We start from the raw sequence: 16160 nt of genomic DNA, 5'->3' as shown, positions 1-16160 counted from the left end.
GCCCGCGCTACACGCGCAGGTAGCGCGAGATGGCGACGTTCGCCGACAGGGCGGCGAGCAGCGCGCCGACCCCGAGCAGGACGGGCACGACGAGGAGGGCGTCGTCGAGCCCGACGAAGGATGTCTGGGGCAGCGTCTGCGACAGATAGCCCTGGACGAAGAACTCGACGATCGCGACGACGGCGCCCGCCGCGAGGATCGAGCCGATGAGCGCCGCGACGACGCCCTCGATCACGAACGGCGTCTGGATGAAGCGGTTCGAGGCGCCCACGAGGCGCATGATGCCGAGCTCGCGCCGGCGGGAGAACGCCGAGAGCCGGATGGTCGTGGCGATCAGGAGGGCCGCCGCGACGAGCATGAGGGCGGCGATCCCGATCGCGGTGAAGCTTGATGCGTTGAGGATGTCGAAGATCTGATCGAGGTAGCTGCGCTGGTCGACGACGCTCTCGACGCCCGCGAGCCCGGAGAGGGCATCCGCCAGGATCTGGCTCTGCGTCGGGTCGACGAGGTTGACCCAGTACGCCTCGGTCATGAGCTCGGGCGTGACGAGGGAGGCGATCGCGTTGCCCTCGAACTGCGTCTGGAAGTTCTCGAAGGCCTGGTCGCGATCCTCGAAGTAGTAGGCGTCGATGAACGGGGCGAGGGTCGCCGAGTCGAGCTGCGCCTCGACGGCGGCGACCTGCTCGGGCGTCGCGGCGGTCTGGTTGCACGTGCCGACGCTCGAGAAGTCGGTGCAGAAGTAGACGGCGACCTGGGCGCGGTCGTACCAGTACGACTTCATCTGGTTGATCTGGGCCTGCAGGAGGATCGCGGTGCCGACGAAGGTGAGCGAGATGAAGGTCACGAGCACGACCGAGACGACCATCGAGAGATTGCGGCGGAGGCCCTGTCCGACCTCGCCGAGGACGAGCGCGAGCCTCATCGCAGGCCCTCCCTCGGGCCGGCGGCGGGGATCACGATGTCGGGCTGCACGTGCGGGATGGCCTGCGTCACGTAGCCGCCACCGCGCTCGTCGCGCACGACGCGGCCGCCGACGAGCTCGACGACACGGCGCTGCAGGCGATCGACGATGCCGGCGTCGTGCGTCGCCATGATGACGGTCGTGCCGTTGGCGTTGATGCGCTCCAGCAGGGTCATGATGCCCATGCTCGTGGTCGGGTCGAGGTTTCCGGTCGGCTCGTCCGCGAGCAGGATCGACGGCTTGTTGACGACGGCGCGCGCGATCGCGACGCGCTGTTGCTCGCCGCCGGAGAGCTCGTGGGGGAACCGCTCGGCCTTGCCCTCGAGCCCGACCATGGCGAGCACGTCGGGCACGGCCTCGTGGATGAAGCCCTTGCTCTTGCCGATCACCTGCAGGGTGAAGGCGACGTTCGCGAAGACGGTCTTGTTCGGCAGCAGCCGGAAATCCTGGAAGACGACGCCGAGGTTGCGGCGGAAGTACGGGATCTTGCGACTGGAGATGCGATTGAGGTCCTGCCCCAGCACGTGGATCGCGCCGGACGAAGGGCGGTCCTCCTTGAGGACGAGGCGCAGCATGCTCGACTTTCCGGAGCCGGAGGCGCCGACCATGAAGACGAATTCGCCGCTGAGCACCTCGAGGCTGACGCTGTTCAGCGCCGGCTTCGCGGTTCCGCGGTAGACCTTGGTGACCTCGTCGAATCGAATCATCGCGCGTCAGCCTAAGCCGGGGGCCCGGGGCCGCGAGGAGCGACACCCGGAAGCGGGAGTGCTCTTAGTCGTCCTGCGGGCGCTTGCGCCACTTGATGCCCGCGGCGATGAACCCGTCGAGGTCGCCGTCGAACACCTTCGAGGGGTTGCCCTCCTCGTACTCGGTGCGGAGGTCCTTCACCATCTGGTACGGCGCGAGCACGTACGAGCGCATCTGGTCGCCCCAGCTCGCGGTTATCGTGCCGGCGAGCTCCTTCTTCGTGGCGGCCTCCTGCTCCTTCTGGATGAGCAGCAGTCGCGACTGGAGGACGCGCATCGCGGCGGCGCGGTTCTGGATCTGGCTCTTCTCGTTCTGCATCGACACCACCGTGCCCGTCGGGAGGTGGGTGATGCGGACGGCGGAGTCGGTCGTGTTGACGCTCTGCCCGCCGGGACCGGAGGAGCGGAAGACGTCGACGCGGATGTCCGACTCGGGGATGTCGATCTCGGCCGTCTCCTCCATGAGGGGGATGACCTCGACCGCGGCGAAGCTCGTCTGACGCTTGCCGGCCGCCCCGAAGGGGCTCATGCGAACGAGACGGTGCGTGCCGGCCTCGACGCTCAGGGTGCCGAAGGCGTAGGGCGCGTCGATCTGGAACGTGGCGCTCTTGATGCCCGCCTCCTCCGCGTAGGAGGTGTCCATGACGGTCGCGCCGTAGCCGTGCTTCTCGGCCCAGCGCAGGTACATGCGCATGAGCATCTCGGCGAAGTCGGCGGCGTCGACGCCGCCCGCGCCGGAGCGGATCGTGACGACGGCCGGGCGGTCGTCGTACTCGCCGTCGAGGAGGGTCTGCACCTCCATGTCGCCGAGGGTCTTCTCGATCGCGTCGAGCTCGCTCGCGACCTCGGCCGTCGCGTCCTCGTCGTCGGCCTCCTTCGCCATCTCGAGCAGCACGTCGAGGTCGTCGAGGCGCTGCTCGAGCTCGGTGATGCGGCGCAGCTCGGTCTGGCGGTGGCTGAGGGCGCTCGTGATCCTCTGCGCCTTCTCGGTGTCGTCCCACAGGTCGGGGGCGCTCGCCTGCTCGCTCAGCTCGGCGACGGCGGCCGCGAGGCGCTCGACGTCGACGACCGATTTGATGTCGCGGAAGGTGGAGCGGGCGGCGGCGATGCGCTCGGCGATGTCGAGTTCGATCATGTCTACCCCAGCCTACCGGCGGGGCGGGTGCGCTTCCCGGGCGTAGCCTTGACCTCGAGATGTCGACCGACGAGCCCGTTTTCCGCTGGAGGACGATGGCCGCCCCCGCGTTCGTGCCGTCGACGCTCTTCATCATCGGCGAGGGCGCGATCCTTCCCCTCATCCCCGCGCTCGCGGGCAGGCTCGGCGCCGACCTCGCCGGAGCGGGCCTCGTCGCGGCGATGGTCGTCGTCGGCGTGCTGCTCGGCGACATCCCCGCCGGCTGGATCGTCGGCCGACTCGGAGAGCGCGCGACGATGCTCGGCGCCTCGGCGCTCGCGGCTGCCGGCGTGCTGCTCGCGCTCGTCGCGCCGACCCCGGTGGTGCTCGGGGCCGCGATGGCGATGATCGGCTTCGCCGCGGCCGTCTTCGGGCTCGCGCGCCACGCGCTCCTGACGAGCGTGACCCCCGCCGCCTTCCGCGCTCGAGCTCTCTCCACCCTCGGAGGCTCGTTCCGCCTCGGTCTTCTCATCGGGCCGTTCGTCGCGGCGGGCATCATCGCCCTGACCGGCGAGCTCACCTCGGTGCTGTGGTTCTCGCTCGTCATGTGCGCCGTGGTCGCGGCGAGCATCCTGCTGCTGCCCGATCCGGAGCGCATGCTGCACCACCGGTCGACGCCGAAGGGAGCGCAGGTCGGGCTCGGGGCCGTGTTCCGCACGATCGCGGCACGGCGCTCGGTGCTCTCGCGCCTCGGCCTCGGGGCGCTCACGATCGCGGCGACGCGGTCGGTGCGGCAGGTGATCCTGCCCCTGTGGGCGGTGAGCATCGGGCTCGGCGGCGCCGAGACTGCGCTCATCATCGGCATCGCCGGCGGCCTCGACTTCGCCCTGTTCTACCTCGGCGGCTGGCTCATGGACCGCTTCGGCCGCCTCTACACCGCCGTGCCGTCGATGATCGGCCTCGGCCTCGGGCTCATCGGCCTCGCGCTCTCGGCCGGGAACGCGAACTCCGTCGCGTGGTTCATCGCCGTCGCCCTGTGGCTCTCGCTCGCGAACGGCATCGGCGCGGGCGTCGTCATGACGATGGGCTCAGATCTCGCGGGCCGCGAGAACCCGGCGCCGTTCCTCAGCGCGTGGCGGTTCACGATGGATGCCGGAGGCGCGACGGCCCCGCTGCTGCTGTCGGCGATCACCGCTGTCGCGAGCCTCTCCGTCGCCTCGGCCGCCCTCGGCGTCATCGGGCTCGGCGGAGCCGTGCTGCTCGCCCGGTACATCCCGCGCCAGCTGCCCCGCGACGAGGGCTGAGCCGGGCGGACGACCGGCGGCTCCGCGCTGTCGGTTCAGCGGGGTCGACTCAGCGGTGCCCGGCGTGCTCGGGCTGGTGGCCCTCGTCGTGCTGCTCACCGTCGTGCTGCTCGCCCTGCTCCTGCTCGCCCTGGCTGGGCTCGACGAGCGGCTCGGGCGCGACGTACTCCACGGCCTCCGCGTGCACGACCTGGGACTCGTCGTCCTCCGCGGCGGCCTCGGTCTGCTCGGCCTGACCGTGCTGCTCCTCCGCGGGCGGGCTCGGCACCGATGCCGCGCTCTCGGCCGAATCGGCGCTCTCCACGGAGGCGGGGCTGTCGACAGACGCCGGGCTCGCGGGCTCGGCGGGCGGCTGCTCGGCGGCGGGCTGCTCGAGCGTCGGCTGGTCGTCGCCGGCCGGCTCGGCCTCAGCTGCGGCGCCCTCGGTCGCGGAGGACGGCTCGGACGAGCTGCTCACGGGAGCGGAGGCCTCGAGAGGCATCTGCGCCGCCATGCGCACGGCGGGGTGCGCGCCGGTGTTGACGTCGGCGGGCTCGACGGGGATCATCTCCGACTCGGCGGCCGGCACCTCGGTGAAGGCGCTCGAGGGGAGGTCCTTCTCGTCGGCGACGATAGCGGCGATCACGCGGCGCGCGACGCCCTCCGGCTCGTAGCCCGTCGGGAGCTTGGGTGCCTCGCCGGCGATCGGGTGGCGGGAGAGCTCAGTCTCGGTATGGCCGGGTCGGGCGTCCAGAACGCGGATGCCCTGCCGACGCAGCTCGCGGGCGGCGACCTGCTGGTAGACCGCGAGCGCCGACTTCACCGCCGAATAGGCGCCGAGGCCGGAGGTAGGGGCTTCGCTGACGAGCCCGCTGAAGTGGACGATGAAGGGCGTGGAGCCCTCGGTCTTCGCCTCGGCGAACGCCGGGGCGGCGGCGCGCACGATGCGCATGGGGGCGAGGGCGTTGACCTGCCAGAGCTCGTCGAGCACCTCGTCGCTCGTCTCGGCGATGGGTCCGAAGGCGACGACACCGGAGGCGTTGATGACGCCGTCGAGGCGGCCGTAGGCCATGATCGCGGTCGCGACGAGGGTGCGGGGCAGCTCGGGGTCGCGGAGGTCGCCGGCGATGGAGATCGCGCTGACGTCGAGCTCGTCGAGGGCCTGCTGCGAGCGGCCGCTCAGGACGAGGTTGGCGCCCGCATCCGCGAGCTGTCGAGCGAGATGCCGACCCAATCCCCCGGTCGCGCCGAGGATGAGGATCGAGGAGCCAGCCAGTTCAGCCATGGAAGCAACCTAACCACACCCGACCGGGGGGCAACGGCGCGAACGACAGGGGTTGACGCGGGCTCACGGGAGAAGCACGCTTCGTGCTTCCGCGGTCACGTCGATTCGGATGCCTTCCGGGACGAGCAGAGTGACGACCGGCGGGCGCCAGTAGGAGGAGAGACTCACGACCGCGGTCGTTCCATCGTCGGTCGCCGCCCGCTCGAGCTGGACACCCTCGAGCCCGCCGATCGGCGCCTCGCGCAGATAGGCGACGACATCGCGCGCGACGGCGTCTGAGGTCAGACGAGGCCGCAGTCCCTCCTCCATCCGTTCGACGTCCTCGAGCGCGAACGACTCGGCGCCGACGAGCGCCGCCCCGTCGGCGAGCGACAGAAGGCGCTTGCGCTCGAGATAGAGGGACGTCGCCGCGGTCACGAGGAGGACCACCACGAGGCCGAGGCTCGCGAATCCGGCGATCAGCGGGAGGATCGAGCCCTCCTCGTCGCGCCAGGGCACGGACCGGCGCCTGGTCGACCTGCTTCCGAGCAGTCGCGCGGTCACGGCGCACCGCCGAAGCGCGAGACCTGCTGCGTCGAGGCCGCTTCGAGCGGGACGACGAGAGGGGCTCGCACGTCGAGGAATGGCGGGACGAGCGGCAGCGGGACACGGGCGTCGATCCGCACCGTCACCCAGCTACGCCGGGCGAGGCAGTCGGCAGGGTCGGGCGTGCAGGTGATGGTCACCCTGGTCTCGGCGCTCACACCGTGATCGGCGAGGGCGAGCTCGAGCGCCCGGGCCGCGCTCGCCTCGCCCGCCTCGATCGATGGGGCCTGCACGAACACGCGCGCGGCCTGTCGGGCGGCCCCCTCGGTCGCGAGCGCGGCGGACTGCACGCTCGCGACGAGGATCACGAGATAGACGATGGGGACGAGCAGGAGCATCCCTGCTGTCAAGAACTCGATCGATGCCGAGCCGGCGTCGTCAGTCGCGCGGCTCGATCGCCGCACGGCCCGACACCTCCAGCCCGTCGTCGAGACCCGCCATGCCGAGCAGCGGCAGAGGTGCCCGCACCGTGATGACCACCACGGGCGCTCCGGCGAACTCGCTCGTCGTCGCGGTCACCGCTCGCGCGTAGCCCGGGCCGAGCGCGGTGGAGATGAGATCTCGCGTGCGGTCGACACCGGCCTCGAGCGAGGTGTCGGCGAGAGAGGCGTGCCGAGCGCCCTCCGCCGCGGCGTCGATGAGGGTGGAGCGGATGTGGGAGGCGAGGGCGATCTGCAGCACGGACAGCGCGACGAGCGTGAGCAGCGTGCCCACGAGGACGAACTCGACCGGTGCAGAGCCGCGATCGTCGCCGCGCATCGGCGTCAGAATCCGGTGACCCGGTCGATCGCCTGCTGGAAGACGCCGCTGAGCGCGGGCCCGGCCAGTGCCCAGATCACGACGACGAGCCCGGCGGTCATGAGCGTGATGAGCACCCAGCCAGGCACGTCCCCCCGCTCCTCGGAGCGAAGGCGTGACGCGAGTGCCGTGCAGCGGGACATGATGGATCCTTTCGTTCGATGACCGCGGACAGGATGCGCATCCGCGATTGAGGGCGTCGCGCGCTCTCCACAGCCCGGTCGGCACGAGCCGGCCGGAGAACTTCACAGCCCCACCTGCAGCACCATGAGGCCCGGCCAAACCGCGAAGAGGACGGTCACGGGGAGGATGAGGAACACGAGGGGCACGAGCATGGCGACCTCGCGGGTGCCGGCCGCTTCGAGGATGTACCTCTTCGACTCCTCCCGTGCGTCGAGCGCATGCGCCCTGAGCACCTCTGCCAGCGGGGTGCCGCGCTCGAGGGCGGCGAGGATCTGATCCACGAGGCGCGACACGGCGGGCATCGCGAGGTCGTCGCGCAGCTCGGCGAGTGATCGCGGAAGCGGCTGGCCGGCGGTCGTGCGCGACACGACGCGCGAGAACTCCCCAGCGAGTTCACCCGACCCCGTGGTCGCGATGCGACGCAGCGCGTCGAGGATGGACTCCCCCGCCGAGACGCTGAGGGCGAGGAACTCGACGACCGTGGGGAACTCCTGCGTCATGCGCGCGACGCGTCTCGAGGCGGCGCGCGCGAGCAGGGCATCCGTCGCCCCGATGCCCACGACGGCACCCGCGACCAGACCCGCTGCTCCCACCGGGATGACGAGCCCGGCCTCGCGGCTGGCGAGGAGTGCGGCTGCGGCTCCGGACGCGCCGCCGAGGAAGGCCCCGAGGAGCTGTCTCGCGCGGTGCCCCTGCACGGTCAGCGCCGAGCCGGACTGCCGGAGCCGCGCGTGTATGACCGACGTTCCGCCGAGAACGGACTCGAGCGCACCCCCCAGAGACTCGGCGACAGGAGCCATCATCGCACCGACGAGGGGCAGAGGATCCGCGCTGCGCGGCCTCGTCATTGCGCGCGCCTCGCTCGAGACGTCCACGAGGTACGGGGCCAGCCGGATGGTGAGCCGCGGACGACCGACGCGGGGGGCAAGGCTCGCGAGGAGCCACAGGCCGGTGCCGAGGGCCGCGCCGACGAGCGCGGCGAGAGCGATGGTCGGCGTCACCGGAACCACCTCCCTTCCTCGGGGAGGCGCCCCAGCGCGACCATGAGCCGGTAGGCGACGAGCGTGACACCGAGCCCGATGAGCACGAGCGCCGCGCCGCCCGCCGAGTTGTAGGCAGCGGCTGCTTCGGGCCGAGTGCCGAGCAGGAGGAGGACGACCCACGGAGCGGCGACGCCGAGCCGGGCGGCGTTCCGCACCCACGACTGCCGCGCCTCCACCTCCGCCCGCACGGCGGCGTCGGTGCGAAGGTACTGCGCGAGCGCGCGCAGCACGCCGGGCAGTTCCGTGCCCCCGACCTCGCGCGCCATGCGGAGCGTCTCGATGATCCGATCGGCGACGGGGTCGGAGAGGGCGGCCTTGAGGTCGTCGAGTGCGTCGCCGAAGCGGGCGGTTCGCGCGTACTCGCGACGGAACTCGCGAAAAGCGGGTCGGACGGAATCCGGCGCCGACTCGGCGAGCGAGCCGATCGCCTCGGGCAGCCCGAGACCGGCGCGGAAGCCGGACACGAGATGGTCGACGACATCGGGCCACACCTGCCGCAACGCCCTGCGGCGCGCGGCGGCTCGCGCCCGCAGGGCGACAATCGGGAGGGCGGCCGAGACGAGGCCTGCCACGGGGGCGAGCGCGGCGACGGGCACGAGGAGGACGGTGATGGCGGCGCCGACGACGCCGACGAGCGCGACGACGCCGAGCAGAGCGAGCGGGCTCGCGTGCACGAGACCCGCGCGGGCCAGGAGCTCGGCCAACGGCTTCAGTGCGCGGCGCGAAGTCGAGGCATCGCTCCGACGCGGCCACAGCCAGGGGGCCGCGATGAGAAGCACCCCGGCACCCATGAGCAGCGCGGCGATGACCGTCATGCCGCCGACGTCACAAGTCTCGGGTCGAGCCCGGCCGCTGCGAACTTCTCGTCGCGGGTCGGCAGGAGGCCCGTGGGTTCGAGACGCCCTTCCACGCGGTGGAAGATCGTGTCGACCTCTATACGTTCCGCGACGACCTTCCCCGTGGGTGCCGCGATCTCCGCGACCCGCCGCTGACCCCCGGCGACGAGCTCGCAGTGGACGACGAGGTCGATCGCGCTCGCGACCGTCGGCACGACGAACGATGCGTCGATGTTGCGTCCGGCGAGCAGAGGCAGTGTCGAGAGCTTGATGAGCGCGTCGCGGGCGCTGTTCGCGTGGAGACTGCAAGCGCCGGGGAGTCCGCTGTTGAGAGCGATGAGCAGGTCGAGCGACTCGGCCTCGCGCACCTCGCCGACGACGAGCCGATCGGGGCGCATGCGCAGAGCCTCCTTGATCAGGCGTCGGAGGGAGATCTCGCCCGTCCCCTCGAGATTGGGGCTCCGGCACTGCATCGCGACGCAGTCCGCTGCGTGGAGGTCGAGCTCGAAGGTCTCCTCCACGGTGACGATGCGCTCGCGAGGGCGGGCGCCGGCGAGCAGCGCGCCGAGCATCGTCGTCTTCCCCGACTGAGTGGCCCCCGAGACGAGGACGTTGCAGCCGGCGAGCACGCCCATCCGCAGGAACTCGGCGGCCTGCGGCGTGAGCGAGCCGAGCTCCACCAGACGGGAGAGATCGCGGATGCGCTGAGAGAATTTGCGAACGTTGATGGCCCAGTGCGAGCGTGTGACGTCGGGGATGACGACGTGCAGGCGCGAGCCGTCGGGGAGGGAGGCGTCCACGAACGGCGAGCTGAGATCGACGCGCCGGCCGGTCGCCTGCAGCATGCGCTCGACGAGGGTGCGGACCTGCTCGTCGGTGAGGCGGACATCGGTCCGCTCGCTGATGCCGGCGCGGGCGATGAAGACCGCGTCCGGTCGGTTGATCCAGATCTCCTCGACGCTCGGGTCGTCGAAGAACGGCTGCAGCGGGCCGTAGCCGGTGAGGCCCGCGAGCACCTGGCCGAAGGCGTGGGCCTCGTCGGCAATGCGCGGCAGCGAGCCGGCGAGCGAACGCTCGGCGTACGACCGGAGCTCCTCGCGGACGAGCCGCTCGGCAGTCTCGGGGTCACGGTGCAGATCGAGACGCTCCGCGCGCACGCGCTCTCGGACCCGGTCGGTGATGGCGGAGACGGCGGTCGACATGCGCGACATGGTCGCCCGAAGCGCCCCGCGCATCCCCCGTTTTTCCACAGTCGTGTCGGCGTTCTGCAAGGTTCGAGAAAACCCGTGCGTTCTACGCCCCGATGTGGTCTTATTGACTATTCCCCGCCTCCCCCCGGCGGCTCCCGACTCCCGAAGGTGCCTAACATGAGCGTGTTCGCGGTGTCCTCCGCCGAGGCGATCGACCTCGACCTCAGCGGGCTCACGAGCGTTCTCGCCGTCGTCCTCGGCATCGGGGTCATCGTGTTGCTCGTGTGGATGTGGCGCATCGGCCACCAGCTCGAGACGGCCATCAGCCCCGACGCCGCGGCCCGGGCAACGACCGAGCGCGACGAGACGCTCGCCGCCGACAGCGTCGGCCGCTAACCGGAGGCGCGACGCTGGCCAGAACGCGCATCCTCACCGTCGAGGAGTTGCGCCGCCGCGAGGCCGCCCTCCGCCGCGGCTTTCCGATCGCGATCGGGTCGGCCATCATCGGCGCCGCCATCACCCTCATCATCTGGGCGATCGCCACCGCGCGCGCCCTCACCCTCATAAGTCTCTCCGGGGCTCCCACGCCGCGCCGCCTCGCCGAAGCGATCTCAGCCACCTCGCTCGAATCCGAGCTCCTGCTCGTCGGCGCCGGGCTGCTCTGGCTCGCCGCGATCGTCGCCGTCGTCACCGCCAACCGCCTCTCGCGCCTGCGATCGCGCGCGGGTCAACGGCGCTGAGCGAATGTCGATCGGGCGGATGCCCGGCTCAGGCCTCCGCGAACCGGTGCACCTGGCGCGCGAAGGCCGCGCCGACCGCGTGCGCGCGGTCGCGGTAGGCGAGCCACTTGTCGTGGCTCAGCGCCTCCTGTCGCGCGGGGTCGGCCCCGACGCGCTCGAAGCCCGGGCGGTCGCCGGCGATCCACGCGAGCTGCGTCGCGAGACCCACCTCCAGGTGGAATTGCAGGCCCCACGCGCACTCACCCACGCGGAACGCCTCGATGATGCCGTCGGTCTCGCCGAGCAGGGTCGCGCCCTCCGGCAGCTCGAAGGAGTCGAAGTGGTAGTGGAAGACGTCGAGGGCGCCGTCAGCGTCGCTCTCCGACGCGAGCGGCGCGACGACGGGGTCGAGAGCCGCCTCCGGCGTCGGAGTCACGCGGGTCCAGCCGAGCTCGGGGACGGGCGAGGGGCGGAACGCGGCGCCGGCCGCGGCTGCGAGCAGCTGCGCGCCGAAGCACAGACCCAGGACGGGCATCCCCTTCTCGATCGCCTGCTGCATGAGCGCCTTCTCGACCGGCATCCAGGGCGTCGTCGCCTCGTCGCGGACGCCCGCGTAGGCGCCGAGCGAGACGATGCCGCTGAACGCGTCGAGAGTCGCCGGGGCGCCGTCGGGCACGCGCCCGGCATCCCACATCACGATGCGGATGCCCGCCTCCGCGAGCGGCGGCGCGAGCTCGCCGAGGTTGTCGTCGACGTCGTGCTGCACGACGAGGACGGCGGGCGGGAACGGAGACGACGACGGCGTCGGATCGGGCATGCGATCAGGCTATCGCCTGCGAGTGGACGACGCGGAGAGATCCGCCGCCGGGCGGCCACCACAGCGCCCGGCGGCGGAAACCGATGTTCCGCGACGAGGTCTAGGCCTTCGGGATGAACGTGTACTTCGTCGTCAGGTACTCGTCGATGCCCTCGAGCGAGCCCTCGCGACCGATGCCCGACTGCTTGACGCCGCCGAAGGGGGCTGCGGCGTTGGAGATGACGCCGGCGTTGAGACCCATCATCCCCGTCTCGAGGCGGTCGATCATGCGCATGCCGCGGTTGAGGTCGGCGGTGTACACGTAGCTGATGAGTCCGTACTCGGTCGCGTTGGCGAGCTCGACGGCCTCATCCTCGGTGTCGAACGGGACGATCGCGAGCACCGGCCCGAAGATCTCCTCGGTCAGCAGGCGGGTGCCGGGCTGCACGCCCGTGAGCACCGTCGCGGGGTAGAACGAGCCGACGCGGTCGGGGATGACGCCGCCGGTCGTGACGGTCGCGCCCTTCGCGACGGCGTCCTCGACGAGCTCGTGCGAGCCCTGCACGGCGTTGTCGTCGACGAGCGGGCCGATCTGCACGCCCTCCTCGGTGCCGCGGCCCATCCTCATGGCGCTCACGCGCTCGGTGACGCGGCGGCCGAACTCTTCGGCGACGGACGCCTGGACGAGGATGCGGTTCGCCGCCGTGCAGGCCTGGCCGATGTTGCGGAACTTCGCCAGCAGCACGCCGTCGATCGCCTTGTCGAGGTCGGCATCCTCGAAGACGACGAAGGGGGCGTTGCCGCCGAGCTCCATCGAGGTGCGCAGGATCCCGTCAGCGGCCTGCTTCATGAGCATGCGCCCGACCTCGGTCGACCCGGTGAAGCTCAGCTTGCGCAGGCGCGGGTCGGCGATGATCTCGGCCGACAGCGCGCCCGACTTCGCCGTCGTGACGACGTTCACGACGCCCTTGGGCAGCCCCGCGTCCTCGAGCGTCTTCACGAAGTACATCGTCGTGAGCGGCGTGAGCGCGGCGGGCTTGATGATCGAGGTGCAGCCGGCGGCGAGCGCGGGCGCGATCTTGCGCGTCGCCATCGCGAGCGGGAAGTTCCAGGGCGTGATGAGGAATGACGGGCCGACGGGTGCGTGCGAGACGACGATCCGGCCGGTGCCCTCGGGATTCTGGCCGAAGCGGCCGGTGATGCGCACGGCCTCCTCGCTGAACCAGCGCAGGAACTCGGCGCCGTAGGTGACCTCGCCGCGCGACTCGGCGAGCGGCTTGCCCATCTCGAGCGTCATGAGCAGCGCGAACTCGTCGGCGCGCTCGATGACGAGGTCGAAGGCGCGGCGCAGCAGCTCGCCGCGCACGCGGGGGGCGGTCGCGGCCCAGCTCGCCTGCGCGTTCGCGGCGGCGTCCATCGCGCGCGTGCCGTCGGCGACAGACGCGCTCGCGATCTCGACGAGCGTCTCGCCCGTGCTGGGGTCGGTGACGGCCATCGTCGCGCCACCTTCGGCGTCGACCCACTGCCCGTCGATGTAGAGCCCGCGGGGCACCTTCGCGAGGAGGTCTGCTTCGCTGATCATGTCGTCTCCCTGATCTGTCTTGTGCGGGGATGCGGTGGTGGCGATCCGCGGTTCGGTTCCGATGGTGGTGCTAGGCGGCGTTCGCGGCAAGGGCCTCGGCGATGACGCCGATGCCCTCCCGCAGCAGTGCGTCGCTGATCGACAGCGGCGGCAGCAGGCGGATCACGTTGCCGTCGGTGCCGCACGTCAGAACGATGACGCCGGCGGTGTGGCAGTGCTTGGCGACGCGGCCGGTGAGGGCGGCGTCGGGGCGGCCGTCGGCGTCGACCAGCTCGATCGCCATCATCGCGCCGCGCCCGCGGATGTCGCCGATGCGCGCGTCGCGCGACTGCAGCGCGGTGAGCTCGTCACGGATGATCCCCTCGAGCTCGCGAGCCCGCGCGAGCAGGTCGTGCTCGACGTAGGCGCGCAGGGCGCCGAGCGCCGCGGCCGTCGCGATGGGGTTGCCGCCGTACGTGCCGCCGAGCCCGCCGGCGTGCGGAGCGTCCATGATCTCGGCGCGACCGGTGACGGCGGCGAGCGGGAGGCCGCCCGCGATGCCCTTCGCGAGGGTGATGAGGTCGGGCACGACGCCCTCATCCTCGCTCGCGAACATCCGCCCGGTGCGGGCGAAGCCCGTCTGCACCTCGTCGGCGATGAAGACGACGCCGTTCTCGTTGGCCCACGTCTGCAGCGCCGGGAGGAATCCGGCGGCCGGGACGATGAAGCCGCCCTCGCCCTGGATGGGCTCGATGATGATCGCGGCGATGCGGTCGGAGCCGATCTGGCGCTCCATCATGTGGATCGCCCGCTCGGCAGCCTCGGCGCCGCTCAGCCCGTCGCGGTACGGGTATGACATGGGCGCCCGGTGGATGTCGGGGGCGAACGGCCCGAAGCCCGCCTTGTACGGCATGGCCTTCGCGGTGAGGCCCATCGTCAGGTTGGTGCGGCCATGGTAGCCGTGGTCGAACGCGACGACGGCCGACTTGCCCGTGTAGTAGCGGGCGATCTTGATCGCGTTCTCGACGGCCTCGGCGCCCGAGTTGAACAGCGCCGTGCGCTTCTCGTGGTCGCCGGGAGTGAGCCGGTTGAGCGCCTCGGCGACCTCGACGTAGCCGTCGTACGGCGTGATCGTGAAACACGTGTGGGTGAAGCGGCGCACCTGCTCGATGACGGCCTCGGTCACGAACGGGTCGGCGTTGCCGACGTTGGTCACGGCGATGCCCGAGCCGAGGTCGATGAGCGAGTTGCCGTCGACGTCGACGACGACGCCGCCGCCCGCGGCCACCGCGTAGACGGGCATCATCGTGCCGACGCCGGAGGAGACCGCGGCCTGCTTGCGCGCGATCCACTGCTCACTGAGCGGTCCGGGGATGCTCGTGACGAGGCGTCGCTCCTGCGGCAGCAAGGGCCCGCCGGCGAGGTGCTCGGGCGCGGTGACGGTCATGCTCATGACGGCCAGCGTAGGGCGGGGGCTCGCGATCGAGACTGTCCGGTCAGTACAATGTGGAGTCCCGCTCTGTACGGCGTGGACATCCCCTTCTGGAGGGCCGCATGCCCGTTTCCCTGCACACGGTGCTCGCCGATCGCGACCTCGCCCTCCGCACCGTGTGGGCCGACGAGCCGGCGCTCGCCCGACCGTGGGCGTGGGTGCACTCGAGCGATCTCGCGGATCCGACGCCCTTCCTCTCCCCCGGCGACGCCCTGCTCACAACCGGCACGCAGTGGTCCGACGACGACGCGATCGCGCCGTGGGTCGCCCGTCTCGCCGAGCGCGGCGTGCCCGCGATCGGGTTCGGCACCGAGGTCGTGCGCGCCGGAACCCCCGAGCCGCTCGCCGCCGCGTGCGAGGCCGCCGGGATCGCCCTGTTCGAGGTTCCGTACCGCACGCCGTTCATCGCCGTCGCCCGCGCGGTCGCCGACGCCCAGTCGCGCGAGCGCTACGCCCGCCTGCGCTGGACGCTCGAGGCGCAGCGCGCGATCGCCGTCGCTGCCCTCAAGCCGGGCGGGCTCGCCGAGGTCATCGCCGAGCTCGCGCGCCGCGTCGACGCTCCCGTCGCGCTGCTCGGCACCGACGCCGAGATCGTGCACGGCGGGCCCGTGACGCCCGAGGCGCAGGAGGAGGCGCGGCGCATGCTCGCCGAAGCGCGCCGCGCTGCCGTCGTCGCCGACGGGGTCGCGCTGCAGACAGTCGGCCGCTCGGAGTCGCTGCGCGGCGTGCTCGTCGTCGGCGCGGCGAGCCAGCACGACGACGCCGTCCGCGCGGTCATCACGAGCGTCGTCGCCATGACGGGCCTCGCTCTCGAGCAGGATCGCACGCTCGCCCGAACCCTCGACCACCTCCGCACGGGCCTGCTCGCCGCCCTCATGCGCGGCGAGCGCGACCTCGTCGCCTCGACCTCCCGGGCGCTGTGGGGAGCCCTTCCGACCGAGCCGCTCACCATCGCGGTGATGGATGCGCGCGGCGCGCGACGGGCCGCCCTCCTCGAGCTGCTCGAATCGCGGGCCGAGCGGGCTCGGGGCGCGGTGTTCCACGCACGCGACGGGCAGCGCGTCGTCGTCATCGTGCCCGAGGCGGAGACCCCGGTGCTCGACTACCTCGCCGACCGCGTGCGGCTCACCGGCGGCCTCGTGCGCGGTGCCCGCTACTCGTCGCTCGCAACGGCCGTCGACGAGGCGGGGCGCGCCGCCGACCGCGCTCACGCCGACCATCGGCTCGTCGACTACGCGATGCTGCGCGACGACGGGGTGCTGGCGTCGCTCTCGGGCGACGACACGCGCCGCATCGCCGCCTCCGTGCTCGCGCCGCTCGACGAGCACGACGCGCGCTCGCGCGACGAGCTCGTGCGCACGCTCAGCGAGTGGCTCGCGGCCGACGCCGTGGCCGAGGCGGCGGCGACCCGGCTCGGAATCCACCGTCACACCCTCCGTGCCCGCGTCAAGCGGGCCGAGCAGCTGCTCGGGCGCGACCTCGGGTCGTTCCCGGCGCGCGCCGAGCTGTGGGCCGCGCTCGTCACGGCCGGCCGGGCCTGAGCGGGGCATCCGCCCGTCGCCGCTCGA

General features: G+C 71.9%; 18 protein-coding genes. 4 read left to right on the top strand and 14 right to left on the bottom strand.

Annotated features, from left to right (window positions below; all coding sequences use genetic code 11):
• Positions 1-7: 7 nt before the first annotated feature.
• The 3 genes from ftsX to prfB all read right to left on the bottom strand — a co-directional run bounded on the left by ftsX (position 8) and on the right by prfB (position 2842).
• The gene (ftsX, locus tag FHX53_RS05090) at positions 8-922 is read right to left on the bottom strand and encodes a permease-like cell division protein FtsX (protein ID WP_182490281.1); all 915 of its coding nucleotides are present in this window, start codon (positions 920-922) and stop codon (positions 8-10) included.
• Positions 919-1668 carry a cell division ATP-binding protein FtsE gene (ftsE, locus tag FHX53_RS05085; RefSeq protein WP_182490280.1) on the bottom strand — a complete coding sequence of 250 codons (750 nt, stop codon included), beginning with the start codon at positions 1666-1668 and terminating at the stop codon, positions 919-921. The genes ftsX and ftsE overlap by 4 nt, the downstream gene beginning before the upstream one ends.
• A 64-nt stretch (positions 1669-1732) precedes the next feature.
• Positions 1733-2842 (bottom strand): peptide chain release factor 2, encoded by a 1110-nt coding sequence (gene prfB / locus FHX53_RS05080; RefSeq protein WP_182490279.1) that lies wholly within the window; start codon positions 2840-2842, stop codon positions 1733-1735.
• A 59-nt stretch (positions 2843-2901) separates the two neighbouring features.
• Between prfB and FHX53_RS05075 the strand changes: the two genes are divergently transcribed.
• Complete coding sequence (locus tag FHX53_RS05075; RefSeq protein ID WP_182490278.1) at positions 2902-4125, top strand: MFS transporter; 1224 nt, start codon at positions 2902-2904, stop codon at positions 4123-4125.
• Positions 4126-4174: 49 nt separating this feature from the next.
• On the opposite strand, the gene FHX53_RS05070 is transcribed toward FHX53_RS05075, so the two are convergent.
• The 8 genes from FHX53_RS05070 to FHX53_RS05035 form a co-directional block, all read right to left on the bottom strand.
• Positions 4175-5389: an SDR family NAD(P)-dependent oxidoreductase gene (locus tag FHX53_RS05070; RefSeq protein WP_182490277.1), complete on the bottom strand. Its 1215-nt coding sequence runs from the start codon at positions 5387-5389 to the stop codon at positions 4175-4177.
• Positions 5390-5452: 63 nt separating this feature from the next.
• Positions 5453-5887: a pilus assembly protein TadG-related protein gene (locus tag FHX53_RS05065; RefSeq protein ID WP_343050829.1), complete on the bottom strand. Its 435-nt coding sequence runs from the start codon at positions 5885-5887 to the stop codon at positions 5453-5455.
• 41 nt (positions 5888-5928) lie between these two features.
• Complete coding sequence (locus tag FHX53_RS05060; RefSeq protein ID WP_182490276.1) at positions 5929-6378, bottom strand: hypothetical protein; 450 nt, start codon at positions 6376-6378, stop codon at positions 5929-5931.
• Positions 6353-6733, bottom strand: a complete 381-nt coding sequence (locus tag FHX53_RS05055; RefSeq protein ID WP_182490275.1) for a TadE family protein — start codon at positions 6731-6733, stop codon at positions 6353-6355. The genes FHX53_RS05060 and FHX53_RS05055 overlap by 26 nt, the downstream gene beginning before the upstream one ends.
• 5 nt (positions 6734-6738) lie before the next feature.
• Positions 6739-6915 (bottom strand): hypothetical protein, encoded by a 177-nt coding sequence (locus tag FHX53_RS05050; RefSeq protein WP_182490274.1) that lies wholly within the window; start codon positions 6913-6915, stop codon positions 6739-6741.
• A gap of 102 nt (positions 6916-7017) precedes the next feature.
• Positions 7018-7956 (bottom strand): type II secretion system F family protein, encoded by a 939-nt coding sequence (locus FHX53_RS05045; RefSeq protein WP_182490273.1) that lies wholly within the window; start codon positions 7954-7956, stop codon positions 7018-7020.
• Entirely contained in the window at positions 7953-8813 is an 861-nt protein-coding gene (locus FHX53_RS05040; RefSeq protein ID WP_182490272.1) for a type II secretion system F family protein, read from the bottom strand. The genes FHX53_RS05045 and FHX53_RS05040 overlap by 4 nt, the downstream gene beginning before the upstream one ends.
• Positions 8810-10036, bottom strand: a complete 1227-nt coding sequence (locus FHX53_RS05035; protein WP_182490271.1) for a TadA family conjugal transfer-associated ATPase — start codon at positions 10034-10036, stop codon at positions 8810-8812. The genes FHX53_RS05040 and FHX53_RS05035 overlap by 4 nt, the downstream gene beginning before the upstream one ends.
• A gap of 165 nt (positions 10037-10201) precedes the next feature.
• On the opposite strand from FHX53_RS05035, the gene FHX53_RS05030 reads away from it, so the two are divergent.
• Both FHX53_RS05030 and FHX53_RS05025 read left to right on the top strand, forming a co-directional pair.
• A complete protein-coding gene (locus FHX53_RS05030) occupies positions 10202-10420 on the top strand; it encodes a hypothetical protein (protein ID WP_182490270.1) in 219 nt (72 codons plus the stop codon).
• 47 nt (positions 10421-10467) lie between these two features.
• A complete protein-coding gene (locus FHX53_RS05025; protein WP_182490269.1) occupies positions 10468-10764 on the top strand; it encodes a hypothetical protein in 297 nt (98 codons plus the stop codon).
• 28 nt (positions 10765-10792) lie between these two features.
• Here the strand turns inward: FHX53_RS05025 and FHX53_RS05020 are convergent, their stop codons facing one another.
• The 3 genes from FHX53_RS05020 to gabT form a co-directional block, all read right to left on the bottom strand.
• A complete protein-coding gene (locus FHX53_RS05020) occupies positions 10793-11560 on the bottom strand; it encodes a type 1 glutamine amidotransferase (protein ID WP_182490268.1) in 768 nt (255 codons plus the stop codon).
• A 100-nt stretch (positions 11561-11660) separates the two neighbouring features.
• Positions 11661-13121 (bottom strand): NAD-dependent succinate-semialdehyde dehydrogenase, encoded by a 1461-nt coding sequence (locus tag FHX53_RS05015; RefSeq protein WP_182490267.1) that lies wholly within the window; start codon positions 13119-13121, stop codon positions 11661-11663.
• A 70-nt stretch (positions 13122-13191) separates the two neighbouring features.
• The gene (gabT, locus tag FHX53_RS05010; RefSeq protein WP_182490266.1) at positions 13192-14553 is read right to left on the bottom strand and encodes a 4-aminobutyrate--2-oxoglutarate transaminase; all 1362 of its coding nucleotides are present in this window, start codon (positions 14551-14553) and stop codon (positions 13192-13194) included.
• A gap of 101 nt (positions 14554-14654) precedes the next feature.
• Between gabT and FHX53_RS05005 the strand changes: the two genes are divergently transcribed.
• Complete coding sequence (locus FHX53_RS05005) at positions 14655-16133, top strand: helix-turn-helix domain-containing protein (RefSeq protein ID WP_182490265.1); 1479 nt, start codon at positions 14655-14657, stop codon at positions 16131-16133.
• The last annotated feature ends 27 nt before the right edge of the window (positions 16134-16160 follow it).

The organism is Microcella alkalica (genome assembly GCF_014137945.1).
GTDB classification, from domain to species: Bacteria; Actinomycetota; Actinomycetes; order Actinomycetales; family Microbacteriaceae; genus Microcella; species Microcella alkalica.
Note: the sequence above shows the minus strand (reverse complement) of the source record. Positions and strands in the feature narration are given on the sequence as shown.